The sequence below is a fragment of the Paraburkholderia aromaticivorans genome, from assembly GCF_012689525.1.
GTDB lineage: Bacteria > Pseudomonadota > Gammaproteobacteria > Burkholderiales > Burkholderiaceae > Paraburkholderia > Paraburkholderia aromaticivorans_A.
In genome coordinates this window covers 1,375,113-1,398,419 of the sequence record NZ_CP051516.1, presented here as the reverse complement: position 1 = coordinate 1,398,419, position 23,307 = coordinate 1,375,113, and the positions used below count along the sequence as shown (strand labels likewise).

21 protein-coding genes are annotated in these 23,307 nt (G+C 63.6%); 8 read left to right on the top strand and 13 right to left on the bottom strand.

All coding sequences use genetic code 11. The features are described from left to right. Window positions 1-12: 12 nt before the first annotated feature. Together HF916_RS34220 and HF916_RS34215 are read right to left on the bottom strand one after the other, a co-directional pair. On the bottom strand, window positions 13-1,218 hold the full coding sequence (locus HF916_RS34220) for a CaiB/BaiF CoA transferase family protein (RefSeq protein WP_168793240.1): 1,206 nt from the start codon (window positions 1,216-1,218) through the stop codon (window positions 13-15). After that, window positions 1,215-2,981: an acyl-CoA dehydrogenase family protein gene (locus tag HF916_RS34215; protein ID WP_168793239.1), complete on the bottom strand. Its 1,767-nt coding sequence runs from the start codon at window positions 2,979-2,981 to the stop codon at window positions 1,215-1,217. The genes HF916_RS34220 and HF916_RS34215 overlap by 4 nt, the downstream gene beginning before the upstream one ends. A 163-nt stretch (window positions 2,982-3,144) precedes the next feature. Here HF916_RS34215 and HF916_RS34210 point away from each other — a divergent pair, with 163 nt between their 5' ends. Next, a complete protein-coding gene (locus HF916_RS34210; protein WP_168793238.1) occupies window positions 3,145-4,071 on the top strand; it encodes a LysR family transcriptional regulator in 927 nt (308 codons plus the stop codon). Here HF916_RS34210 and HF916_RS34205 read toward each other — a convergent pair. Both HF916_RS34205 and HF916_RS34200 read right to left on the bottom strand, forming a co-directional pair. Beyond that, complete coding sequence (locus tag HF916_RS34205) at window positions 4,041-4,358, bottom strand: single-stranded DNA-binding protein (RefSeq protein WP_168793237.1); 318 nt, start codon at window positions 4,356-4,358, stop codon at window positions 4,041-4,043. The two genes, HF916_RS34210 and HF916_RS34205, sit on opposite strands and share 31 nt — an antisense overlap. A gap of 127 nt (window positions 4,359-4,485) precedes the next feature. Next, window positions 4,486-5,409, bottom strand: coding sequence for a LysR family transcriptional regulator (locus tag HF916_RS34200; RefSeq protein ID WP_168793236.1), 924 nt, complete (start codon window positions 5,407-5,409; stop codon window positions 4,486-4,488). 229 nt (window positions 5,410-5,638) lie between these two features. On the opposite strand from HF916_RS34200, the gene HF916_RS34195 reads away from it, so the two are divergent. Next, window positions 5,639-6,649, top strand: coding sequence for a glutathione S-transferase family protein (locus tag HF916_RS34195; protein WP_168793235.1), 1,011 nt, complete (start codon window positions 5,639-5,641; stop codon window positions 6,647-6,649). Window positions 6,650-6,681: 32 nt separating this feature from the next. Next, window positions 6,682-7,131, top strand: coding sequence for a VOC family protein (locus HF916_RS34190; RefSeq protein WP_168793234.1), 450 nt, complete (start codon window positions 6,682-6,684; stop codon window positions 7,129-7,131). 10 nt (window positions 7,132-7,141) lie between these two features. Here HF916_RS34190 and HF916_RS34185 read toward each other — a convergent pair whose 3' ends face one another. Beyond that, the gene (locus HF916_RS34185) at window positions 7,142-8,053 is read right to left on the bottom strand and encodes a LysR family transcriptional regulator (protein WP_168793233.1); all 912 of its coding nucleotides are present in this window, start codon (window positions 8,051-8,053) and stop codon (window positions 7,142-7,144) included. A 151-nt stretch (window positions 8,054-8,204) separates the two neighbouring features. Here HF916_RS34185 and HF916_RS34180 point away from each other — a divergent pair, with 151 nt between their 5' ends. From HF916_RS34180 to HF916_RS34170, 3 genes are all read left to right on the top strand, one after another. Continuing rightward, entirely contained in the window at window positions 8,205-8,948 is a 744-nt protein-coding gene (locus HF916_RS34180) for an SDR family oxidoreductase (protein ID WP_168793232.1), read from the top strand. Window positions 8,949-9,020: 72 nt separating this feature from the next. Further along, a complete protein-coding gene (locus HF916_RS34175; protein WP_168793231.1) occupies window positions 9,021-9,917 on the top strand; it encodes an SDR family NAD(P)-dependent oxidoreductase in 897 nt (298 codons plus the stop codon). Between the two features lie 161 nt (window positions 9,918-10,078). Beyond that, window positions 10,079-10,522 carry a hypothetical protein gene (locus tag HF916_RS34170; RefSeq protein ID WP_240975794.1) on the top strand — a complete coding sequence of 148 codons (444 nt, stop codon included), beginning with the start codon at window positions 10,079-10,081 and terminating at the stop codon, window positions 10,520-10,522. 48 nt (window positions 10,523-10,570) lie between these two features. Here the strand turns inward: HF916_RS34170 and HF916_RS34165 are convergent, their stop codons facing one another. From HF916_RS34165 to HF916_RS34155, 3 genes are all read right to left on the bottom strand, one after another. Beyond that, window positions 10,571-11,596: an aldo/keto reductase gene (locus HF916_RS34165; RefSeq protein WP_168793229.1), complete on the bottom strand. Its 1,026-nt coding sequence runs from the start codon at window positions 11,594-11,596 to the stop codon at window positions 10,571-10,573. Between the two features lie 109 nt (window positions 11,597-11,705). Next, window positions 11,706-13,430 (bottom strand): tetratricopeptide repeat protein, encoded by a 1,725-nt coding sequence (locus tag HF916_RS34160; RefSeq protein ID WP_168793228.1) that lies wholly within the window; start codon window positions 13,428-13,430, stop codon window positions 11,706-11,708. Window positions 13,431-13,599: 169 nt separating this feature from the next. Further along, the gene (locus HF916_RS34155; protein ID WP_168793227.1) at window positions 13,600-14,169 is read right to left on the bottom strand and encodes a DUF4142 domain-containing protein; all 570 of its coding nucleotides are present in this window, start codon (window positions 14,167-14,169) and stop codon (window positions 13,600-13,602) included. Window positions 14,170-14,582: 413 nt separating this feature from the next. Here HF916_RS34155 and HF916_RS34150 point away from each other — a divergent pair, with 413 nt between their 5' ends. Then, window positions 14,583-15,560, top strand: coding sequence for a chemotaxis protein (locus tag HF916_RS34150; protein WP_168793226.1), 978 nt, complete (start codon window positions 14,583-14,585; stop codon window positions 15,558-15,560). Between the two features lie 130 nt (window positions 15,561-15,690). On the opposite strand, the gene HF916_RS34145 is transcribed toward HF916_RS34150, so the two are convergent. The 3 genes from HF916_RS34145 to HF916_RS34135 form a co-directional block, all read right to left on the bottom strand. After that, window positions 15,691-17,240 (bottom strand): IS3 family transposase gene (locus HF916_RS34145; RefSeq protein ID WP_240975460.1). Its coding sequence is split into 2 segments (ribosomal slippage): window positions 15,691-16,766 and window positions 16,766-17,240, totalling 1,551 coding nucleotides; the frame shifts between segments, so codons are not numbered across the junction. Window positions 17,241-17,482: 242 nt separating this feature from the next. Then, a complete protein-coding gene (locus HF916_RS34140) occupies window positions 17,483-18,574 on the bottom strand; it encodes an asparaginase (RefSeq protein ID WP_168793225.1) in 1,092 nt (363 codons plus the stop codon). Window positions 18,575-18,667: 93 nt separating this feature from the next. Next, window positions 18,668-19,597: a LysR family transcriptional regulator gene (locus tag HF916_RS34135; RefSeq protein ID WP_168793224.1), complete on the bottom strand. Its 930-nt coding sequence runs from the start codon at window positions 19,595-19,597 to the stop codon at window positions 18,668-18,670. A gap of 126 nt (window positions 19,598-19,723) precedes the next feature. On the opposite strand from HF916_RS34135, the gene HF916_RS34130 reads away from it, so the two are divergent. Next, window positions 19,724-20,635 carry a DMT family transporter gene (locus HF916_RS34130; protein ID WP_168793223.1) on the top strand — a complete coding sequence of 304 codons (912 nt, stop codon included), beginning with the start codon at window positions 19,724-19,726 and terminating at the stop codon, window positions 20,633-20,635. An 18-nt stretch (window positions 20,636-20,653) separates the two neighbouring features. Here HF916_RS34130 and HF916_RS34125 read toward each other — a convergent pair whose 3' ends face one another. Both HF916_RS34125 and HF916_RS34120 read right to left on the bottom strand, forming a co-directional pair. Next, window positions 20,654-21,916 carry an MFS transporter gene (locus tag HF916_RS34125; RefSeq protein WP_168793222.1) on the bottom strand — a complete coding sequence of 421 codons (1,263 nt, stop codon included), beginning with the start codon at window positions 21,914-21,916 and terminating at the stop codon, window positions 20,654-20,656. Window positions 21,917-22,036: 120 nt separating this feature from the next. Next, the gene (locus HF916_RS34120) at window positions 22,037-23,170 is read right to left on the bottom strand and encodes an acyltransferase family protein (protein WP_168793221.1); all 1,134 of its coding nucleotides are present in this window, start codon (window positions 23,168-23,170) and stop codon (window positions 22,037-22,039) included. Window positions 23,171-23,307 lie beyond the last annotated feature (137 nt).

Below are 23,307 nucleotides of genomic sequence, written 5' to 3'. Positions count from 1 at the left end.
GAACTGCGGTGTTTAAGCTCTGAGCACACCCGCTTCCAATAGACGCTGCTGGGTGGTGGCGTCGATGCCCAATGCGTCGAGCACGTCGCGCGTGTCGGCGCCGAGCGACGGTGGCGCGCTGCGATATGTGGCCGGCGTGCGCGACAACTTGATCGGCGACGCGGTGCCGCGATACTCGCCCATCTCGACCACCAGGCCGCGATGCAAGGTATGCGGATGGCGCGCCACGACATCAACGGTTTGCACCGGTCCGCACGGCACGCCCGCGTTGATGAGCGCATGCGCGAGCGGCTCGCACTCGTGCGCCGCGAGCAGGCTTTCGAGCGCGGCCTTCAGCGGCTCGCGATGCGCGCAGCGGCTGCGGTTGTCGACGTAACGCGGATCGTCGGCGAGTTCGGGCGCGCCGAGATGCGCGCACAGTTTCGCGAACTGCCGGTCGTTGCCCACCGCGAGAAAGATCGGCGCGGTCGCGGTGCGATAGCTGTCGTACGGCGTGATGTTGGGATGCGCGTTGCCGCTGCGTTGCGGCGTGCGGCCCGAACCAAAATAGTTGGGCAGATGCGGATGCAGCAGCGAGACGCCGCAGTCGTACAACGCGATATCGATCGACTGGCCACGGCCGCTCTTCGCGCGCTCGGCGAGCGCGAGCAGAATGCCGGCGAGCGCGTTCAGTCCGGTGACCATGTCGACGACCGGCAAGCCGACTCGGGTGGCAGGTCCGTCGCGCTCGCCGTTCACGCTCATCAGGCCGGTCATCGCCTGAATCGCGGCGTCGTAACCGGGCAAGCCGCCGAGTGGACCATCGGGACCGAAGCCCGACACGGCGCAATGAATCAGCTTCGGGAAACGCTCGCGCAGATCGCGCTCGTAGTCCATGCCCCAGCGCGCAAGCGTGCCGGGTTTGAAGTTTTCGACCAGCACGTCGGCGTCTTCCAACAGCTTCCACAGGATCGCGCGGCCTTCGTCGCGTGAGAGATCGACCGCGATGCCCTGCTTGTTGCGATTCACGCCCGCGAAGTACCACGCGGTGTCGCCGTAGAACGGCGGCCCCCAGCCGCGCGTTTCGTCGCCGCCCGGCGGTTCGAGCTTGATCACCTGCGCGCCGTGATCGGCGAGCGCCTGTGTGCAGTACGGACCGCCGAGCACGCGGCTCAGGTCGATGACCTTGAGGCCTTGCAACGCGCCTTGCTTGCCATCGTTCGGAAGCGGTGCGGTCATTGCATGCTCCTTGCCGGCAGCAGTTGCAGCGCCTGTTCGAGCGTGACCTTGTGGCCTTTGACCAGCGCATCGACCACACCGCTTTCATCTGAAGACGTTTGCAATGCCAGCGGATCGAATGGCAACAGCTTGTGCCGCACCACTAGATGCGCGAGCGCAAGACGCCGGTAATCCGGCGCGAGACGTACGCCCTCGCAAGCCATCAACACAGCGGTGCTCGCGTGATACAACGCGGTGCCCGCTTGCCGAACCCCTTCGTCGCGGCCCGAATCCGCGACGCTCGCCAGCGCATCGCACGCCCGCGCGAGCGTCGCGCGCAGCAACGCGAGACTGGCCGCCGGCAATCCCGCTGCGCCGAGCAGATCTTGCAGATACGTACGCAACGGTTCCAGGGCGCCGTCGCGTTTCGCCGCCCGCGCGATGTCGAGCGCGACGATGTTGCTGGTGCCTTCCCAGATCGAGCCGAGATGCGCGTCGCGCACGAGACGCGCGTCGCTCCATTCTTCGATATAGCCAGTGCCGCCGCGCACTTCCATCGCGTCACCGGTCACGCGGCGCGCGTCGCGGCACGCACGAAACTTGATGAGCGGCGTGAGGATGCGCACGCATTTCGCCGCCTGCCGGTCGCCGGCGTCGGCCGGCTCCAGCAGCAGCGCAATGCGCATGAACATCGAGCGCGCCTGCTCGGCGGGCAGCATCATCTTGAGCAATTGACGCTGCATCAACGGCATGTCGATCAGCTTGCGGCCGAACGCTTCGCGATTACGGGCGATGTGCAGCGCCTCGGTCAGCGCGCGGCGCATCAAACCCGCGGCGCGCACGCCGTTCGACAGACGCGACATGTTGATCATGTCGGCCATCTGATGAAAACCGCGCCCCACTTCGCCGATCAGATACGCGACCGCGCCTTCCAGCACGATCTCGCCGCTCGCCATTGAACGGCTGCCGAGCTTGTCCTTCAGACGCACGATCCGGTAGCTGTTGCGCGAGCCATCCGGCAGCGTCTTCGGCAACAGGAACAGTCCGAGTCCGTTGATGCCGGCAGGCGCCGTGTCCGGCCGCGCGAGCACCATCGCGAGATCGGCGTCGGCGTTCGAGCAGAACCATTTGTCGCCATACAGACGCCACGTTTCGTCACCGTTCGCATCGGTTTCGAGCGACGCGCGCGTCGCAATGCGCGCGACGTCCGAGCCCGCCGCCTGTTCCGTCATGAACATGGCGCCCTGAAACAGCGTGTCGAAATCGCGCGAGGCGAGCATCGGCAGAAAACGTGCGACCAGTTCCGGCGCGCCGAATTTGCGCAGCGTGCGCGTGAGCGAATCAGTCATGCTCACGGGACAGCACAGACCGAATTCCGCCTGTACGAACAGGAAGGTCAGCGCGTATTTCACGAGCGGCGGCGGCGATTTTTTGCCGTCGCGAGTCTCGTGACTCATCGCGGCAAGCCCCAACTCCGCGTAAGCCACGCGTTCCAGCGCGACGTAATCCGGATGCTTGTCGATGCTTTGCAGCGCCTCGCCGCGCCGCGTGCGATGGTGCAATTGCGGCGGATTCTTGTCGGCGGATAGCGCCCACACGTCGAGTTCGTCGGAAGCGCGCTGGCCTAGCGAGACGAGCTGGCTTTCGAGTTCGTGAAACAGCGTGTCGCCGAGATGCAGCTTGAGCAGGCGCTCGAAGTCGGGATCGCTGGTGAAGAAATTGATGCCCCGGCTGTCGGGAATATTGGACGAGCCGTGTGCCGGCTGCGCGGTGATTTCGCTCATGCTTGTCTCCTGTGTCGACCAGAGTTCGCGCTTTGGCGCGTTACTCTGGTCCCATGCACGTAGTGCAAGTGGAAGCAGCATAGGAGCGGCGTCGATAATCGTCTAATACAACTTATATCCGGTACGATAGACGCAGCTTATCGATCACGATCAGGAGACAGCCGTGGACCTGAAGCAATTGCGCTATTTCGTGGCGGTCGCCGAGGAGCTGCATTTCGGCCGCGCGGCCAAGCGGCTGTTCATTTCGCAGCCGGCGCTCAGTTTCGACATTCGCAAATTCGAGGAGCAGCTCGGCGTGCAGTTACTCGCGCGCACCAACAAAACGGTGTCGCTGACCAATGCCGGCCAGGTGCTGCTCGGTGAAGCGCGCCGCCTCTTATTGCAGGCGAACGAGGCGGAACGCATGACGGTTCGCTCGGCGAATGGCCTCGCCGGCCGCTTGCGGATCGGCTTCGTGAATTCGATGCTGTATCGCGGTATGCCGCAGGCGGTGAAGCGCTTCGAGGCCGATTACCCCGGCGTCGAAATCGTCCTGAAGGAGATGAACACCAGCGAGCAGGTGCACGCGATCCAGCGCATGCAGATCGACATGGGCTGCGCGCATTGGGGCAATTTCCCGACCGACGTCATTTCCACGCCGATCTTTTCCGAGCCGTTCCTGTGCTGTCTACCCGCCGCTCATCCGCTGGCGCGCAAACGCAAGGTCGATCTGCGGGCGTTGGCGCAGGAGCCGTTCATTCTGTTTCCGCGCACCGTGTCGCCGCATTATCACGATCTGATCATCGCGCAGTGCGTGGGAGCGGGATTCAGTCCGTTGATTCGCCACGAGGCGCGCTTGTGGCAGACCGTCGTGACGATGGTCGGCTTCGGCATGGGCGTTGCGCTGGTGCCGTACACGTTGCGTCAGATGCAGGACCCGCGCGTCTGCTTTTTGCCGCTAATGAGCGAAACGCTGATGTCGCAAGTGCTGTTGTTGCGCCGGAGCGGCGACGCGGAGCCTGTAACGGACCGCTTCGTCGAGTATCTCAGGGATGCCGGCGGCGAGCCGCCGGGCACAACTCATTCATCCGCTTCGCGGCGGCCTTCGTAAGCCGTCAGTATCTTGTGGGCGACCATATCCACGGCCGGTTTGACGAGCCCGTTCTTGTCGGTCCAGACCTTGGGCGTCAAGGTGCCGCTCAGCGCGACACTGTCCGCGTCGCTCAACGCGAGCAGCGCGGTTTGCACGTCGTCGTCGAAGGCGATTACGTTGACGAAAATCGTGTCGCCGTCGTTGGTGGCCGCGCGCACTTTGCAGGTCACAAAACGCCTGCCGTTCTGCCCCGTGCGAATCTGCGCCTCGCCGTACAACCGCCCGCCCACCAGTCCATCGATCATCGCCCTGCTCCTCTCGTTTCGTACCGTGCGGAAAGCAGAATCGCCCAGCACGGCACGTATGATCCCACGAGAAGCGGCGCGGCCTGCATAAAAAGCACCGCTCAGTCGCGGACCAACGGCGCCAGCATCACGCGCCGATCGTCATATCCACGCCGCGCACGAGGCGTTTGGCTAGCCGCGGTTGCCGCAACTGGTCGAGCCACCATTGCAATGCGCGCCCTTCATGATCGCCGCGCCACGCGACATACAGCACGTTCGGTTCGCGCGGATCGGCCGTCGCCTTCTCGATCAGCTCGCCCTGCTTCAATAGCGACGCGACACGCTGACGCGGTAGCCAGCCCACGCCCAGGCCGTCGCGCTGCGCCAGGATTTTCGCGCGCATCGACGGGACAGCCAGCGACGCCTGTCCGCCGATCAAACCATAAGCACGACCCGCCGTCGTACGCGATGAATCCGCCACCGCCACCGCGCGATGTTCCAGGATTCGTTCGCGGCCGAGCGGCCCCTCGACGGCCGCCAGCGGATGGCGCGGCGACACCGCGAACACCCATTCCATCACGCCGAGTTCGAACCAGCGCAGGCCGGGAATCGCCGGCGGCTCGTTGGTCGCGCCCACGATCAGATCCGCGCGGCCGTCGCGCAGCGCCTCCCAGGTGCCGCTCAAAACTTCGTGCGTGAAGCGCAGCTTGACGCCGGAGTCGAGCGCATCGAAGGCGCGCACCACCGGCATCAGCAGTTCGAATTCGATGATTTCGTCCGTGACTATCCAAAGACGGTCTTCCCAGCCGCTCGCGATCTGCTTCACGCGCTGCGTCATGCGCGACATGTCGAGCATCAGACGCGCGGCTTCGTCGGCGAGAAGCTGGCCGGCGGGCGTGAGTTGCAGCCGGTAGCGGCGCCGGTCGAACAGCAGCGCGTCGAAGCGCGTCTCCAGTTGCCGGGCGGCATGCGAGATCGTGGACGGCGCCTTGCCGAGGCGCGCCGCCGCGCGCGACAGGCTGCCGGTCTCGCGAATCGCGTCGAGCAAAGCCAGTTCGTCTTCCGACAACATGTTCCATTCCTTCGAACGAGTTCGACGAAAGCATGGTACGGCAAAGCGCCGATGCTAGTCCACTATAGCGATATGACGGCAGCATGGACGGCAAGCGCGGTTGGCGTGGGCTTTCGGAAAAACCGCACGAGCCACTGATGAACCACTGCAAACGCGGCCGGCGCCGCGTCTGGAACATTCATTGCGCACGGTCGTGGCACGACAGCGCGCACGATTAAGGAGCAGCGACATGGGACTTTTAGTGGACGGACAATGGCAGGACCGCTGGTACGACACCAGGTCGACCGGCGGCCGTTTCGTGCGCAAGGACGCGGCGTTCCGCAATTGGGTCACGGCCGATGGCTCGCCGGGTCCGAGTGGCAGCGGCGGCTTCGAAGCGCAAGCGGGACGCTACCACCTGTACGTGAGCCTCGCCTGCCCGTGGGCGCATCGAACCTTGATCGTGCGGGCGCTCAAAGGCCTCGAAGCGATGATCGACGTCTCGGTCGTGCACTGGCTGATGCTGGAAAACGGCTGGACCTTCGCGGACGGCCCCGGTGTCGTGCCCGACAGCGTCAATCACGCGAAGCTGCTCCACCAGGTCTACACCGCTGCCGATCCTCACTACAGCGGCCGCGTCACGGTGCCGATCCTGTGGGACAAGCAACGCGCCACGATCGTCAGCAACGAATCGTCGGAAATCATTCGCATGCTGAATTCGGCGTTCGACGGCATCGGCGCGAAAGCCGGCGATTTTTATCCGGCGCCGTTGCGTCCGCAAATCGACGCGATCAACGCGCGCGTTTACGACACGCTGAACAATGGTGTCTACAAGGCAGGCTTTTCCACCACGCAGCACGCCTACGAAGAAGCCGTCACGCCGCTCTTCGAGACGCTCGACTGGCTCGACGCGCAACTCGCGACGCAGCGCTATCTGACCGGCGCGCAACTCACCGAAGCCGATATCCGGCTGTTCACGACGTTGATCCGCTTCGACGCCGTCTATGTCGGCCACTTCAAGTGCAATCTGCGCCGCATCGCCGATTATCCGAATCTGTCCGCCTACACGCGCGACATTTACCAGTTGCCCGGCATCGCGCAGACGGTCGATTTCGCGCACATCAAGCGGCATTACTACGAGAGTCATCGCGGCATCAATCCGACCGGCATCGTGCCGCTCGGCCCGGTTCAGGATTTCTCCGCGCCGCACGATCGGGCGCGGTTCGGGGAATCCGGCTCATCAACCGCCGCTGTTCGTTAGCAGCCGCATCCAGTTCAGGAGTAGAAGACATCATGCAAAACAGTTTCGGCACACGGTCGCCCGTTCAAGGTCTGCGCCTCAATAACGTGGCGCTTGCCACCGGCGATCTGAATGCCTCGATCGCCTGGTACGAAACGGTGTTGGGCTTCACGGTGACCGAGCGTGGCCGCTTCGACGCGGTCGGCGCGGACTTCGCGATGATCGAAGCGGCAGGCGTCCGCATCGAACTGGTGTCGCGACCGTACGCCGAGCATCAATGGGTGGATCGCACGGCGCCGCCCCATCATCTCGACGTGCTCGGCTACAAGGCCATCGTGTTCGAAACCGACGACCTGGCCGCCGCGACGGCCGCGCTCAGGCAACACGGCGTGGAATTGCTGTGGGCCGACCAGCCGCTCAACGCCGAGCGCAGTTCGACCATGTTGCGCGATCCCGAGGGCAATCTGATCAACATCTTCGGCCCGCGCCGCGCGGCGGCCTGAGCGCGCGCTCTCACGGCGCGCCGCCTGACGTCGCCGCGGCCGCCTCGAAAATATCGCGCAGCCACTGCGCGAACACCCTCACGCGCGACGACAACTGACGGTTCTGCGGATACAGCACGGACACCGGCATGGGCGGCGGCGGAAAGTCCGCGAGGATGATTTTCAGCCGCCCGGCCGCCAGTTCGGCCGCCACCCGGTAGTGCGGCACCTGCACGACGCCGAGCCCGGCAAGCGCCGAGCCGGTATAGAGTTCGGTGCCGGTCACCGACACCGCCGACGGCAGGACCATCGCCACCTCGCGGCCCGCCACGCTGAATTCGAGCGGCACGGCCTTGCCCGTCGCGCTCGACACGTAATTGACCGCCCGATGCGTGGACAGCGCCGACGGCTCGGCCGGCTCGCCATACGCGGCGAGATACGCCGGACTCGCGACCGTCACTTGCGGCAATTGCGCGACGCGGCGCCCCACCATCGACGAATCCTGCAGATTGCCCGCGCGCAGCACGCAATCCACACCCTCCCGCACCAGATCGACGAGCCGGTCGTCTTCGCCGATGGTCAGTTCGATGCCGGGAAAGCGCGCGAGAAACGCCGGCAGCGCCGGCACCACGAAGTGCCGCGCCAGTGTGCCCTGCAAATTCACCCGCAACAAACCCTTCGGCGCGAGGTTCGAAAACGAGCCTTCGGCTTCCTCCATATCGGCAATCAGACGCACGCAGCGGCGGTAGTACGCCTCGCCGTCGTGCGTGAGACGCACCGTGCGCGTGGTGCGTTCGAGCAGCCGCGCGCCGAGCCGCTGCTCCATGCGCTTCATCAGGTTGGTCACAGTGGCGCGCGGAATCTGCAGATCGTCCGAGGCGCGCGTGAAGCTTTGCCGCTCGGCGATCCGGATGAAAACCCGCATTTCCTCGAAACGATCCATGGTCGGTGCCTTTTTCTGACGCCAGTCGGGCGGCCCGCGCGCCAATTGTTAAAGCAAATGGAATTATGATGCCCAGTCTAGCCTGATTATCCAGGCGAGGAAAGCGTCCATGATTCACCTCACTCACCCAACAGACTCAAGGAAACGAATCATGAACACGCTCAACAACGCCCGGGTCGCAATCGTCACCGGCGCATCGCGCGGCATCGGCGCAGCGGTCGCACAACGTCTGGCCAAGGACGGTTTCGCCGTCGCGGTCAATTACGCCTCCAGCTCGGCCGAAGCCGATAAGCTCGTCGCCGAACTCACGGCGGCCGGCGCCAAAGCCATCGCGGTGAAGGCCGATGTGTCGATCGCCGACGACGTGCGCCGCCTGTTCGAGATCACCGAACAGCAGCTCGGCAAGGTGGACGTGCTGGTCAACAACGCGGGCGTGCTCAAGACCGTGCCGCTCGCCGACACCAGCGACGCGCTCTACGACCAGACCTTCGACATCAACGTGCGCGGCACCTTCAACACCTTGCGCGAAGCAGCCGCGCGCCTGAACGATGGCGGACGCATCGTCAACTTTTCGAGCACCACGCTGGCGCTGAACATGCCGGGCTACGCGATCTACAACGCGACGAAGGCAGCCGTCGAAGCCTTCACGCATGTGTTCGCCAAGGAACTGCGCGGCCGCAACATCACCGTCAATGCCGTGGCGCCGGGTCCGATCGCGACGTCGCTGTTCCTCGACGGCAAGACCGAAGAACAGATCCAGACCTTCGCGAAGATGCCGCCGCTGCAACGCCTCGGCCAGCCGAACGACATCGCGTCGGTGGTGGCGTTCCTCGCCGGGCCGGACGCGGGCTGGGTCAACGGCCAGATTCTGCGCGCCAACGGCGGCATTGCCTGACGCGTTCGATACGCATTTGCTGTGGGCAGGCTCTGACGGGCCGCCGTACTCTCATCGAATCGGAGAAGAAAAATGCAGAAGAAGATCATCCTCGTGACGGGCGCCGGTACGGGTATCGGCAAACTCAGCGCACAGTCGCTCGCCGAAGCCGGCCATACCGTCTACGCGACGATGCGCGATGTCGAAGGACGCAATCAGCCGCGCGCCGATGAAATGCGCGCGCTCGCGAAAGCGAAGGGCATCCAGTTGCATCCGCTCGAACTCGACGTGTTGTCGCAAGCATCGGCCGATGACGCGGCGGCGACGATCGTCCGCGAACAGGGACGGCTCGACGTGGTGATGCAGAACGCCGGCCATCTGGTGGTCGGGCCGAGCGAAGCCTTCACGCCCGAAGAAATGGTGAAGGTGTTCGACACCAACCTGTTCGGCGCGCAGCGCGTGAACCGCGCCGTGCTGCCCTATTTGCGCCAGCAGGAAGCGGGCTTGATGCTGTGGGTCAGCAGTTCGACGACCAAGGGCGGATTTCCTCCCTTTCTCGGCCCGTATGGCGCCGCGAAGGCCGCGATGGATTCGCTGGCGGTTTCGCTCGCCTATGAGATCGCGCGCTTCGGCATCGAGACCTCGATCGTGGTGCCTGGTGCGTTCACGCGCGGCACGGCCCACTTCCCGAGCGCGGGCAAGCCGGCCGACACCGAACGGGCCGCCGCCTACGCACGCTACGACGGCGTGATGGATCAGATCGGTCAGCGCCTGTCCGAATTGACGCCCGACGACGCCGATCCGCAAGCCGTGGCCGATGAAATCGTGCGGATCGTCGGCCTGCCTTCAGGCGAGCGGCCGATGCGTTCGGTGATCGACTTCGTCGGCGACGGCGCGCGCGAAGTGCTCGACGTGTCGGAGCGTGTGCGGATCGAATTTGCCAGGCGAATCGGCATGGGCGATTTGCTGGAAGCGCGGGTTCGGCGTTAAAGGTGGCGACGAGACGCACCGCTATGAAGTTCGTCACGTTGATCGCATGCGCCGTTCTGCTGCCGGCTCTCATCGGCGCATGCGATGCCCAACCTCAATCGTCCGACGCCTCCGGCATGTCCGTCACGTCCATCGCGTCCGTCGCGACAAGGAGCACGACCATGAAACCTTCGGTCACGTACCTTCATTTGCTGAAGCACACGCCGTTTTTCAGAAGCCTGACGACGGATCAACTGCGATGGGTGATCGGCCACTCGCACGAATGGGAAGCGCAGGCCGGCACAGTCGTCGCGCAATGCAACGACAGCGCGACAACTGCCGAGGATCAGGCGATGTGGATTCTGCTGGACGGCGGCTGGCAAGTCGAAGCGGGCCAGCACGCTTATCCGGCGGACCACGCAAGCGCGGGCAAGTGGTTCAGCGCGGCGGCGACGACAAGCGCCGCGTGCCGCCTCGTCACCACCGAGCACAGCTACGTGATGAAAATCGAACGCGCCGACTTCGACGCCATGCTCGCGCAAGGTTTCGCGTTCGGCCCGCATCTCGATACCGGCCGCCGCTACTACCGCGAACTGTTCGCCGCCCCGGCCGAACTCGCGAAATGAGTCCGAGCCGGAGCGCGTGTCAAGCAGCGTGCCTTCAGGCGAAAGCGCTTACACCGCCGTTGGATTGCGCTCCGCGAATCCTTCCTGATGCCAGTACGGATAAGCGGGACGGACGGCGCTCGCCGCGTCGAGCTTTGCCACCTGCTCGGGCGTCAGATTCCAGCCCACCGCGCCGAGGTTCTGCCGCAACTGTTCCTCGTTGCGCGCGCCGATCAGCACCGTTGATACGGTAGGCCGCTGCAGCAGCCAGTTCAGCGCGATCTGTGGCACGGTCTTGCCCGTTTCGGCCGCGATCTCGTCGATTGCATCGAGCACGCGGAACAGATACTCGTCCGGCACCGGCGGCCCCATGTCGGCGGTTTTATGCAGGCGGCTCGAATCGGGCAGCGGCTGGCCGCGCTTGATCTTGCCGGTGAGACGCCCCCAGCCGAGCGGACTCCACACCACCGCGCCCACGCCTTGATCGACGCCGAGCGGCATCAGCTCCCACTCGTAGTCGCGGCCGACCAGCGAGTAGTAAGTCTGATTCGCGACGTAGCGCGGATAGCCGTAGCGATCCGCCACATCCTGCGATTTCATCAAATGCCAGCCGGAGAAATTCGACACACCGGTGTAGCGGATCTTGCCCGCGCGCACCAGATCGTCGAGCGTGGACATGACCTCGGCGATCGGCGTTCTGGCATCGAAACCGTGCAACTGGAACAGGTCGATGTAATCGGTTTGCAAGCGCTTGAGCGCTGCATCCACGGCCTGAATCAGATGGAAGCGCGACGAGCCGACGCTGTTCGGGCCGTCGTCGAAACGGAAGGTCGCCTTGGTCGAGATGATGGCCTTGTCGCGCTTGCCCTTGAGCGCTTCGCCGAGCACCGACTCGGACGCGCCGCTCGAATAGATGTCCGCGCTGTCGAACATGGTGACGCCCGCATCGAAGCAGATGTCGAGCAGACGCCGTGCCTCGGCGACGTCGGTCGCGCCCCACGCCTGGAAGAACTCGCCCTTGCCGCCGAACGTGCCCGTGCCGAAACTCAGTACCGGCACCTTGAAACCGGATGCACCCAGATGTCTGTATTCCATTGATGACTCTCCATGGCTTAGCCGTCGATAAACGGACGTTCAGTCTACGCGCGTCCGCGACATCGCGTCGGCCAGCGCGCAGGGATCCTGGCGGCTGCGAGCGGGATCGTTATCGTGGATGCGTCGCGTCCGCTGCCCATGCGTTCAGCGCGTCGCGCGCGGCCTGGATCACACTGTCCCAATCGCCGAGCGCCGGTTGCCTGAACAACCGGGCACGCGGATACCACGGCGTGTCGGCGCGCTCCAGCATCCAGCGCCAGCAGGTGTCGAAGCGGTTCAGAATCCAGACCGGCTGGTCGAGCGCGCCGGCCAGATGCGCGGTGGACGTATCCACCGAAATCACCAGATCGAGATTCGCCACCAATGCCGCGGTGTCGGCAAAGTCGTCGAGTTCTTCCGTGTAATCGATCACGCGGCCGCCCGACTCGGCGTCTCTAAGCTGCTGCGCCGCCGATCCTTTTTGCAGGCTAAAGAACTGCACGTTCGGCACGTCGAGAAGCGGCGCGAGTCGTGCGAATGCGATCGAACGACGCGCATCGTTCTTGCGAAGTTCCGCGACATGCGGACGGTTTCCGCCTGCCCACACGAGTCCGACTTTGAGGCGGCCGTCTGCTTGCGCGTGAAGCCGGTCACGCCATTGGCGAGCTGCTTCGGCATCCGCGAAGAGATAAGGCGTTGTCGATGGAATGCTGTCGAGGCCGGTCTTGAATGCGAGCGGCAGACTCAGCAGCGGACAATGACAATCGAACGACGGCAGCGTTTGGCCGGCTTCGATCAACTGGTCCACACCGTCGAGCGTGGACATGAGACGCATCAATTCGGACGGCACTTCGAGCACGACCTTCGCGCCGAGTTTCGACACCAGCGCGGCGTAGCGGCAAAACTGTAGCGTGTCACCGAGGCCCTGTTCCGCGTGTAGCAGAATCGTCTTGCCGTCGATCGAAAAATCGCCGTGCCAACGCGGCTGCGCAAAACTGCGCCGGCTTGCCTTGATGCGGTTGCGCTCCCAGCGCCATTCATATTTTGGCCAGCCGGCTTCGAGCTGTCCCATTTGCAGCAGGCACAGTGATTCATTCCAATGTGTTTCCGCAGCATCAGGATTCACGGCAAGCGCGCGTTCGTAACTCACGAGCGCTTGCGCGTGCTGGTTGAGATCGATCTGCGTGAGGCCGAGGTTGTTCCAGGCATCGGCGAATGCCGGCGCCAATTCGAGCGCGCGACGGTAGCTGCGTTCCGCTTCTTCCGGCTGGTTCAGATCGCTGAACGCGTTGCCGCGATTGCTCCACGCATCCGGATAATTCGGTTGCAGCGCGAGCGCGTGATCGCAACTTGCGAGCGCATCGGCGGGACGGCCCAGATCGCGCAGCACGCACGCGCGATTGTTCCAGGCCTGAGCGAAATCCGGGCTGGACGCAATCGCGCGATCGAAGCTGCCGAGCGCATCGAGTGGCCGATTCAGGCCGGCTTGCGCGTTGCCGCGGTTGTTCAAGGCGTCGGGGAATTTGGGCTGCAAGGCCAGTGCACGATCGGCACTCGCGAGGGCTTCGTCGAAACGCTGCAAGGCGTTCAACGCATAGGCGAGATTGGAATGAAGCGGCGCCTGTTTCGCGTTGACGGCAAGCGCTTTTCTGAGTAACTCGACGCCTTCTTGCAGGCGCCCCGCTTGCAGCGCCAACGCACCGAGCAATTGCAGCGCGTCGAAGTGACGGGGCTTGAGTTCGAGAATCTCGCGATAGAGTTCTTCGGCCTCGGCGAATGCGCCGTTCTGCTGAAGCGCGACGGCTTGCCGGAACATGTGGTCCAACTGTTGCGGCAGATTGGCAGGCTTGCTCATGCGGAGAGCTTTGATCGAATGCGCGTGAAAATCGTGGGAGCTTTCGAAGTGCGGGCGTCACGCAAGACCAAGCACGCAGCGGACCCGAAAGAGCGAAGCCGATTATCGCCGAAAACTGCGCATTCGGACGGCCGCGCGTCACGCCGCAACGTGACGCGCGTTAAACCGCTTACTGCGCGGTCGGCAGGTGCTTACGCTTGGCAAGATCCTGCGCCATTGCGTAGTGTTCCTGGATTGTCGGCAATGCCTTCTTCGCCGCGTCCTTCAACTGTTCGTCGCGGCCCGAAGCGATTTCCGCCTGGAATGCCGACAGCGCTTTCTGTTCGCCGGCGAGCGCGACCTGTTCGATATAGGCCTTGTCGAAGTCGGCGCCACGCAGGTTGTTGATGCTAGCAAGCATCGCTGCGTCGGGATCGTTCTTCGGCACATCGACGCCGCGCGGGCTGGCCGCCCGCAGCGCGTCGGAGATCTTCGCGTTGTCGGTGGAGACGCGTTCGGCGAAGGCCTTGACGTCGCGGTCGGTCGAGCGCGAGGTCGCGATGCGCGCGGCGTCGCGTTGCGTCGCGACGGCCTTGGTGCCGTCCGCGATGAACGTCTGGTCGGCGGCATGCAGACGGCCGGCGTCTGCCGCGGCCGCTGCCGGTGCTGCCGGCGTTGTTTGAGCGTTGGCCGCGCCGGCGACGACGAGCAGTCCAGCCATGCAGGCGCTGGTGATAGTGGCGAGAGGCAAGCGGATCATACGTTCTCCTTGAGGTGGAAGCGAAACGACAGCGAGGCGTGTGCGCCTCAGGCGCCCTGCCGACTGCACGGCTTCCTTGCAGTCAGCTTGCGGGCCGCTGACGGCGCCACGCTTTAATCGCTGTGAATTCTAGGAGGCGCGCCGTGCGGCATGTGATACGACGCTGTCGCTTCTGTAACGTTAGGTAACCTTCATATGAATGCCTTGACAGGCCTGTATTGCGGCCGATGTGCTCGTGCCCCCTTCGCGCCCTCAATATTGGTCGCGTGTTAACCAGAGCATGCGAGGAAAACAAAGCGGAATCGCTGAACTTTCCGTCCGCCGCGCCGATAACAGAAAGGTAGGGCGCGCGCCAGGATCGAACGACACGGTTGAATGGCGCATCACACGCACCGTAATCCTGGAGAGATTCGATGGCAGTAGACAACCGCGCGAACGATGAACGCAGCAATCTGACGAGTTCCAACAAGTTCGAATTGTTGCTGTACCGCTTGGGCTCCGTGCCAGGCAGCGACGCGCACGAGCTTTATGGCATCAACGTCTTCAAGGTGCGGGAAATCTCGACGATGCCCACGGTTACGCCGATCGCCGGTTCGTCGCCGTTCGTAATGGGCGCTGTGGATATTCGCGGCCAGATCATTCCTGTGATCGACTTGCCGCGCCTGATGGGGTGTGAGCCGACGCGCGGGCTGAATATTTTGCTGGTGACGGAGTTTGCGCGGTCGACCCAGGCGTTTGCCGTTGAAGAGGTCGACGATATCGTGCGGCTGGAGTGGAATCAGGTTTTGTCCGCCGAAGGTGCGGCTGGGGGCAATCTGGTTACCAGCATTGCGCGGATCGATGGGAATACCGGTGATTCGCGGTTGGCCCAGGTGATCGATGTCGAGCAGGTGTTGCGCGATGTGTTTCCGTCACAGCATCCTAGTGTGGATCCGACATCCGTTGGAGAGGCGTTGGGGATTCCGCGTGGGGCGAAGATTCTGGCGGCTGATGATTCCGGGTTTGCTCGTAAGCTCATCGAGCAGGCTTTGAGTGCTATCGGGGCGGATTATGTGATGACGAAGACCGGGGAAGAGGCCTGGAATACCTTGCAGCAGATTGCGCGCGAGGCGCAGGCTAATGGGACTCGTGTCAAGGATAGTATTGCGCTTGTTTTGACGGATCTTGAGATGCCTGAGATGGATGGGTTTATGCTCACTCGACAGATCAAAGCTGATGAGCGGACTAGGGATATTCCGGTGATTATTCATTCTTCTCTTACCGGGGCCGCTAATGAGGCGCATGTGAAGAATGCCGGGGCTAATGGGTATGTGGCGAAGTTCGCTGCTTCGGAGTTGGCGGATGCTATTCGGAATGCGATTGGGGTTGTGGGGGCGAAGGTTGCTGCTTGAGTTTTTTGTCTGTGCTTGTTGGCCTTTTCTTGAGGTCGTGGTGGTCTATTAGTGTTGCCCCTGTGCGGGGCGGCACCTACTTTCTTTGCTTGCCGCGGTGTGTGTCAAGGTAGTTGTCGCCAGAACCGCGTTACGCTGCCTGCCTGTACATTTTGGCTGAGGCCGAGGTTCGTTCCGGATTCAGATAGACCGCGTCTGTCAGGTGCCAGTTGCGGATGGCCCCTGACCAGCGCGCCGGGTTTTGCATGCGCGCGCTGCGGTACAGCGCACGCCGTCGGGCCAGCAGGTCGTTGGCTTCGCCGCGATGCCGCTGGCCCGGGCTGACATACTTCAGGCCGCTGTGGCAGTGCTCTTCGTTGTACCACTGCACGAAGCGCTGCACCCATTCCCGAGCCGCCTCCAGCGTGTCGAACGGCTGCTCGGGCCACAACGGACAGTACTTTGCCGTGCGGAATAGCGACTCGGCAAACGCGTTGTCGTTGCTCACGCGCGGCCGGCTGAACGAAGGCTGCACACCGAGATCGATCATCGCCGCGCGCATGGTGGCACCTTTCATCGCACTGCCGTTATCCGAATGCAGCACCAGCGGCCGCCCGGCGAGGCCTTCACGCAAACATCCCTTGGCCAGCAGGACGCTCGCATGCTCGGCCGACTCCTGCTCCCAGACCTCGTTCATCACCAGTTTGCGGCTGTAGATGTCCTTCATCATGTACCAGTAGAAGTACCGGCCCCTGACTGTGGTCGGCATCCACGTAATATCCCAGCACCACACCTGATTCGGACCCTGCGCACAATGCGTCGTGAGCGTGCGTCGTCGCGGGGCTCGCGCACGGCCTCGACGCTGGCTTTGTCCTGCCGCTTTCAGCACCCGGTAAAACGTCGATTCGGATGCCAGATAAATCCCTTCATCCGCCAGTTTCGGCACAATCTGGTGCGGCGTCAGACTCGCGTAGCCCGGGCGGTTGGCTGCGTCGAGCACGGCCTGACGCTCGGCCTCACTGAGCTTGTTGGGCGGTGCCGCACGCTTCACCTGGGTGCGCCCGTCCTGCGGCGACAGGCGCCAGCGCTGGACACTGCGCACGCTGAGCCCCAACTGCTCGCATGCACGCGAGCGGCGTGCCCCATGCTGTACCGCTTCATCGATCAACTGCATGGCTTCATCGCGATCCGGGCTGCTGATCAGTCTTCCTCTTCCTTGCCCCAGATCGCTTCGGCTTTTTTTCGCAGGTTCAGCAACGCCGCTGCCTCCGCCCGCGCGGCATCGCTGCGCCTGAGCTGGCGCTCCAGCTCACGGATGCGTTTGTGAGCGGCCTTTGCTTCATTGCGCTGGGCAGCCGTTGGCTTTGTTTCAGGCGCTACGTTGGCCTGCTCGCACGCCTCGCGCCACTGCCGGATCTGCTCCGGATAGATGCCCTTGCTGCGACAGTACTGGGAGGTCTCGGCCTCGTTGAGCGACGCCGTCTCCAGCACCACCCTGAACTTGTCGGCGCTTGACCACTGATCGCTGGTTCTGCCATTACCCGGCATGAATACCCCTGCATCCCTTGCATGTTGCCGCCAGGTCCGTAGCGTCACCGTGGTGATGCCCGTCGCTCCCGCCAGCTCAACGACCGCACGATTAAACGGCGGCATCATCTGTTTGATTACCCACTCCCGGGTTTCCGCTGAATAGCGTTTCATCTTCCATTCGCTGTCCGCCCCCCATCTTTACACTAATCGGTTCGGGTGAGGCGACAACTAGCCTGACATGGAGGGGCCGCAAAGAAAGTAGGCAAAGAAAGCGGCTTCACACCGCTAGCCTAGAAGCGGGTCCCCCGCGCAGCCGCGGTAGTGGTGCATCTGGAATCTGTGCCCTCGCGCATTCCGCCCTGGTGACAAAGCTGTCATTCTTTCGGCGGCGCTGCGCGCGCCGTCGCGGTTGTTCATTGAATGGCGGCGTCCGGTGCGCGTTTGAGTGCGACCGAAAATGTTATTCGGCTCGTTGGGATGCCCATGGTGTTCAACATCTTTGGTGCGTGGAACGCTCCGAGTTTTGCGCGCTGGTTCGGTGTCCCTATGTCTAGCAACGCTAGCAGTTCCGCCACCACCGCATACAGTACGCCAACGTTGCCGTCCTCGATTTTTACCGCGATGCCCAGCGCGCCTTGCGCGCCTGCCCTCTCTGTCTGCTTCGATGCCCGGACGCCTATCGCATAGCTGCCGTCCGCGCCGACCTTGCCGACCAGCGCGCCGTCGAAAGCCTGCATCAACCGCGTGCAGAAGCGGCCCTCGCCCGCTACCCATTCCGGATAGGTTGTCATCGCGCGGTAGATTCGGGCGAGCGCCGTCGTGCGCGTTGTGACGGACGGCGCGTTCGACGAGACCTCGTCTTCTGCGGCGGCTAGCTTCGCGAACAGGCGTGCGAGGCGGTCCAGCGGAAAGGCCGGCGTCGGTAGATTGCAACCGTCTGTCGCCCAGTGCACCGCGTCGTCGGGTAAATCGCAGACGTCCGCGACCGTGTGTCTTACTCGCACCTGCAATGGATGGTCGGGCCGCTCATACCCCTCTATCGATGCGCCGATCGATTGCGCGCCGGCCAGCATGCCCGCGTGTTTGCCGGAGCAATTGCTGCACACGCCACTCGGCTTGAAGTCGCGTTTGAGCCAGTCGATGTAGACGGCGTCGGATAACGGTGGATGCCCGCCGCAGCGCAAGTCGGCTTCGCTCGCCTGCGCCTTGGCCAGCATCTGTCGCGTCCGCTCGATGTGGCGCGCCTCGCTGCTGTGCGAGCCGCACATCAGCGCAAGGTCGGCTTCGTCGAAACCGAAACGCTCCAATGCGCCGGTCTCCAACACCGCCAACGCTTGCGCGGGCTTCGCCGCGGAGCGCGCTAGCGTCATGCGCGACGGATCGCCGAATGAGGCCAGCAGTCGGCCACTCGCGTCGACCACTGCGACGTGCGCCAGATGCGTGTTCTCAATCGAAGCGCCACGATAAACAGTCGCCGCAATCGGCCCGGTTTCGCGCATGCTCATGCTGGTTCTCCTCGTGATCGATCGAATCGCTGGGACTGCATTGAATCATGAATTACGCGGGCGATTCCACTTTCGTCTCGCGTGCGGTGGTTCTCACGCGATATCGAGCGTGTCGTGAAGATGCTCGACGAGGTAGTCGATCAACGCTCTCACCTTCGGAGGCAGGAAACGATTCGGTGGATACAGCAGCCACACCCAGCCCACGTAGGCGCGCGCTTCGAGATTCCAGTCGGGCAAGACCTGCACGAGCTCGCCGCTCTGCAGCGATTCCGCGGCTGCAAATTCCGGTACGCACGCGATGCCGAAGTCCTGCAGCGCGGCTTCGAGTCGCGCGCCGGCATGATTGGCGATATAGCGACCCTTCACGTCGACGCTCTGTGTCTCCGTGCCGCGGCGAAAGCGCCAGCGGTTGTCGTCGGCAGTCTCGCCGAGGTAGATGCATGCGTGCTTCTGCAGATCGCGCGGCTGCGCCGGTGTGCCGCGCTCGCGCAAATACGCCGGCGTCGCCACTAGCAGCCAGCGCACCGCGCCCAATCGGCGCCCCGCGAGTCCCTGCGGTGGATGCTCGGTCAGGCGGATCACCAGATCGACATCGTCGGCGAGCGGGTCGACGTCGTGGTCGGTGAACAGGAGTTGCAGGTCCACTTCGTCGTAAGCGCGCAGGAGGCCGGCAATGAGCGGGTGAATCACGGACTTCGCGAACTGGGTCGGCGCACTCACGCTCACCTTGCCTTGCGGTCTGCCGGCCAGTTGCCCGGCGGCGTCGACCGCGCCCGACGCGGCGCTCACCACGTCGCGACAGAATCGCACCACTTGGGCACCCGATTCCGTCACCCGCACCGTGCGCGTGGAGCGCTCGAGCAACCGGGTCGCCAGCGCGTCTTCGAGCCGCTTGATCTGACGGCTGACCGTCGACGGCGTGCTGCCGAGTTGCCGCGCCGCCACCGAGAAGTTGCCGGCGTCGACGACGCGCGCAAAAACCGCCATGTCAGGCAGCAAGGCGAAAAGCTCGGTTGGGGTCATCGTTCCGGGTCCGTGAGTGTGGCCAGGCATTAATGCATTTTCGACATAAACGCTGTGCGTCTAGACCTGATTATCACGCGTGCCGCAAAGTTCGACAATACGCCCTCAATAGCTCGAGGTCCGTCCATGTCGAAACAAGAACGCCTGCTCATGTTGTCCGATCTGATGCTGCTCGCCGTCGCCGTCGTGTGGGGCACCAGTTACGGCGTGGTCAAAAGCGCACTGGTGTTTTATCCGGTGCTGGGTTTGCTAGCGCTGCGCTTCGGCATCACTTTCGTGATTTTGTCGCCGGCCCTGCGCCACCTGCGCGCCGCCGACGCCCGCATGCTGCGCGGCGTGCTGGTCGCCGGCGCGCTGCTTCTCGGTATCTTTCTGTGCGAAACCTTCGGCATCCTGATGACCCGCGCGGCCAACGCCGCGTTTCTGATCAGCTTGTGCGTGGCGTTGACGCCGCTCGTCGAATGGTTGCTGCTCAAGCGCAAGCCGAGCCGCGTCGAATGGCTGGCAGTGGCGCTTTCGCTGCTGGGCGCATGGCTGCTCGCCGGCGACGGTGCGCTGAGCCTCAATCCCGGCGATGCGCTGATTCTGCTCGCCGCGCTGCTGCGCGCGTTGACGGTGTGTGTGACCAAACGCGTGATGCGCGATTCGGCGCTGCCGCCGCTGTCGGTGACAGCGGTTCAGTCTGGCGTAGTGGCATTCGGCAGCGCCGCGGCCGCCTGGCTGTTTGCGCCGCAGCAGTGGCAGCCCGTGCCCTCGATTGCGGGACATGCGGCGTTCTGGGGCTATGTCGGCTATCTGGTGATCGCGTGCACGCTGTTCGCGTTCTTCGCGCAGAACTTCGCGATCAAGCGCAGCAGCCCGACACGCGTCTCGCTGCTGATGGGCAGCGAACCGGCGTTCGGGGCATTGTTTGCCTGCATCTGGTTGGGTGAGCGAATTTCGATGACCGCGTGGGTCGGCGGTGCGTTGATCGTCGCGGCATCGATTCTGGCGACCGTGCGATGGACCGCGCTGCGTGTGAGCGCCGCGCAGGCCTGAAGCAACGTGCTGCGTCGATCAACGGCTCGGCGCGAGTGCCTCTTCGCGCTCCAGCGAGCGCGTGCGCCTGAGTTCCGGGAAGAAGCGCATCCAAAGCAAGGCGACCGCGATGGTCGCCACGCCGCCCACCAGCACCGCCGGTTGCGCGCCCCACCACCCCGCCGTCACGCCGGATTCGAATTCGCCCAATTGATTCGACGTCCCAATGAAAAGCGAGTTGACCGCGCTGACGCGTCCCAGCATTTCATCCGGTGTACGCAGTTGCACGAGCGACAGACGCACGACCACGCTGATGGTGTCCGAGGCGCCGAGCACCATCAGCGCGACGAGCGACACGAAAAATTGATGCGACAGACCGAACACGACCGTGGCCGCGCCGAACGCGATCACGCCGCCGAACATCGCCGCGCCCGGTCGGTTGCGCAGCGGGAAATGCGCGAGCCAGATGGTGCCCGCGAGTGCGCCGACGGCGGTGCCCGAACGCAACAGCCCGAGACCGAGCGGCCCCGTGTGCAGGATATCGCGCGCGAAGATCGGCAACAGCGCGGTCGCGCCGCCGAACAGCACAGCGAACAGATCGAGCGACAACGCGCCGAGAATCACCGGCTCGCGGCGAATGAAGGCAATGCCCGAGAACACCGATTCAAGCGTGACGGGTGCGCGGTTCGCCGGCTTTGTCTGTAGCGAAATGCCTGACACGGCTGCGGCTGCGGCCGCGAACGACAGCGTGCAGGCGAGATAGGCCGCGCCGGGGCCGATGCCGTAGAGCAGACCGCCCAGCGCCGGGCCCGCGATCTGCGCGGTCTGATTCGCGGACGTGGCCCATGCCGTCGCTTTGGGCAACTGCCCGCGCGGCACGACGCCCGGCAACAACGAAGCGACGGCGGGCGATTCGAAGGCGCGCGCCGCGCCGACGCATGCGGCCAGCACATAAATCACGGGTGCGCTGATCCAGCCGCCGAAGGTGCCGACGGCGAATAACAATGCAGCGACGCTTTCGAGGCTTTGGCAGATGGCCGCGATGCGGCGGCGGTCGTAACGGTCGGCGACCTGGCCGACGACGAGCGTCAGCACGAACATCGGCAGAAATTGCGCGAGGCCGACGAGGCCGAGTGCGAAGGCGCTATGCGTGAGCGCGTAAATGTGCCAGCCCATTGCCACGGCGAGCATCTGGAACGACAGCGACGAGAGGATGCGCGTGCACCAGAAACGTTGAAATGCGGGGTGTTTCGGCAAACTAACGGATGAGGAGCCGGGCGGTTCGGCGGGCGCTGGAGGCATGGCGTTCGTGCTCTTGACTGGGCGGCTTGGGCGGCCGCTAGTTTAGAGCAAGATGATTTGTTTTGGTTTACGGCCTTGCGCGGCACACCTCGCCGGCAGCGACAAAACGGCTCGCCGCCTTCAGGCGAGCACCGCTGGACGCGCCCGGGTGAATCGGGATTCGACGAGCAGATAAGAGAGGCTGCCGAGCGCCGCCGTCATCACGACGCCGGCCAGCACCGCAAACAGATACGCAAGCCTGATGTCCGTGAAGTTGCGTTGCGCCAGCAGCACGATGGTAGGATAAAAAGGCACGTGCCAGATGTATAGGCTATAGCTCGCGCGTCCTATTGAAGCAAGCGGCTTGAATTCCAGCGCACGCACGATCCGCGAGCGCGGAGAGGAATGGATGACCCGGTAAATCATCAACGCGACCGACACAGCTAGCAGCGTATATCCGAACGTCTGAAGCCACGCCAAGGTTTTGAATGGGACATCTGAACATGCCAACGCAATCCAGATCGCCATGAACATCGCCACGCCGACGACGCCTGCCGCTGCGGAGCGCCTGGAACGAAGGTGGGAAGGCACCAGTGCCAGCAGGCAACCTACTGCAATCGAGTCGATCCGGCAAAGCGTGAAGGTATAGATACCGTTGTCGGAAATCCCGGCAAAATGGCACGCCACCCTGAACGATATCGCCACCAGCAAGAGCGCCACAGCCGGGCGAAAGTACGAATGGAAACGGGCAACGAGAATCGGGAAGACGATATAGAAATGCCATTCCACGGCCAGCGTCCAGAAATGCGCCATGGTGAAATGTTGATCGGCCAGCGCGACCCGGTCGCCCAGCAGCGACTGCAGACTGGCCGTGAATGTCCATAGCAGATACTCGTTTTTCAACACCTTGCTATGCGGATCGATCAGCAGCGCGACAAGCGTGAATATCAGCAGGCTCGCGACGTAGGCCGGCAGCAACCGGATTGCCCGGCGCCGAATGAATTTCGAGTAGGACGCGACTGAATTGACGGGCCGTTTCAATAGCGTCGTGGTGATGAGAAAGCCCGAGATCACGAAAAACACGTCCACGCCGATCCAGCCGGTCGACGCAACACGCACGATGCCGGACCATGCGCCACCCAATTCTGAGAGGCGACTGGAAAAATAGCTCGTGTAGTGGAAAAGTACGACCAGCATCATCGAGATGGCTCGCAGTCCATCGAGGCCGGTCACGTAGCGCAAAGAGCTTGCGTCTCGGATGCTATGTGTCTCCATCCGGGCATTCTACAGATTACGGAATGTTTGCGGCTGCGAGATTTGGAAACTGGCGGAGGCCGCAACGGTGCGGCTGCCGCTTTCATGCGGTTGCGATCCATCGCGCGACTTCCGGGGCGGTCTCCGCGAAAATCTGG

What these genes read in the sequence shown, in the direction of transcription:
- HF916_RS34160 (WP_168793228.1), bottom strand. Translation starts at nt 13,430, where the DNA reads ATGAGCAAGCCTGCCAATCTGCCGCAACAGTTGGACCACATGTTCCGG.
- HF916_RS34165 (WP_168793229.1), bottom strand. Translation starts at nt 11,596, where the DNA reads ATGGAATACAGACATCTGGGTGCATCCGGTTTCAAGGTGCCGGTACTG.
- HF916_RS34175 (WP_168793231.1), top strand. Translation starts at nt 9,021, where the DNA reads ATGCAGAAGAAGATCATCCTCGTGACGGGCGCCGGTACGGGTATCGGC.
- HF916_RS34220 (WP_168793240.1), bottom strand. Translation starts at nt 1,218, where the DNA reads ATGACCGCACCGCTTCCGAACGATGGCAAGCAAGGCGCGTTGCAAGGC.
- HF916_RS34180 (WP_168793232.1), top strand. Translation starts at nt 8,205, where the DNA reads ATGAACACGCTCAACAACGCCCGGGTCGCAATCGTCACCGGCGCATCG.
- HF916_RS34130 (WP_168793223.1), top strand. Translation starts at nt 19,724, where the DNA reads ATGTCGAAACAAGAACGCCTGCTCATGTTGTCCGATCTGATGCTGCTC.
- HF916_RS34155 (WP_168793227.1), bottom strand. Translation starts at nt 14,169, where the DNA reads ATGATCCGCTTGCCTCTCGCCACTATCACCAGCGCCTGCATGGCTGGA.
- HF916_RS34140 (WP_168793225.1), bottom strand. Translation starts at nt 18,574, where the DNA reads ATGAGCATGCGCGAAACCGGGCCGATTGCGGCGACTGTTTATCGTGGC.
- HF916_RS34190 (WP_168793234.1), top strand. Translation starts at nt 6,682, where the DNA reads ATGCAAAACAGTTTCGGCACACGGTCGCCCGTTCAAGGTCTGCGCCTC.
- HF916_RS34170 (WP_240975794.1), top strand. Translation starts at nt 10,079, where the DNA reads ATGAAACCTTCGGTCACGTACCTTCATTTGCTGAAGCACACGCCGTTT.
- HF916_RS34215 (WP_168793239.1), bottom strand. Translation starts at nt 2,981, where the DNA reads ATGAGCGAAATCACCGCGCAGCCGGCACACGGCTCGTCCAATATTCCC.
- HF916_RS34125 (WP_168793222.1), bottom strand. Translation starts at nt 21,916, where the DNA reads ATGCCTCCAGCGCCCGCCGAACCGCCCGGCTCCTCATCCGTTAGTTTG.
- HF916_RS34135 (WP_168793224.1), bottom strand. Translation starts at nt 19,597, where the DNA reads ATGACCCCAACCGAGCTTTTCGCCTTGCTGCCTGACATGGCGGTTTTT.
- HF916_RS34150 (WP_168793226.1), top strand. Translation starts at nt 14,583, where the DNA reads ATGGCAGTAGACAACCGCGCGAACGATGAACGCAGCAATCTGACGAGT.
- HF916_RS34205 (WP_168793237.1), bottom strand. Translation starts at nt 4,358, where the DNA reads ATGATCGATGGACTGGTGGGCGGGCGGTTGTACGGCGAGGCGCAGATT.
- HF916_RS34185 (WP_168793233.1), bottom strand. Translation starts at nt 8,053, where the DNA reads ATGGATCGTTTCGAGGAAATGCGGGTTTTCATCCGGATCGCCGAGCGG.
- HF916_RS34200 (WP_168793236.1), bottom strand. Translation starts at nt 5,409, where the DNA reads ATGTTGTCGGAAGACGAACTGGCTTTGCTCGACGCGATTCGCGAGACC.
- HF916_RS34120 (WP_168793221.1), bottom strand. Translation starts at nt 23,170, where the DNA reads ATGGAGACACATAGCATCCGAGACGCAAGCTCTTTGCGCTACGTGACC.
- HF916_RS34195 (WP_168793235.1), top strand. Translation starts at nt 5,639, where the DNA reads ATGGGACTTTTAGTGGACGGACAATGGCAGGACCGCTGGTACGACACC.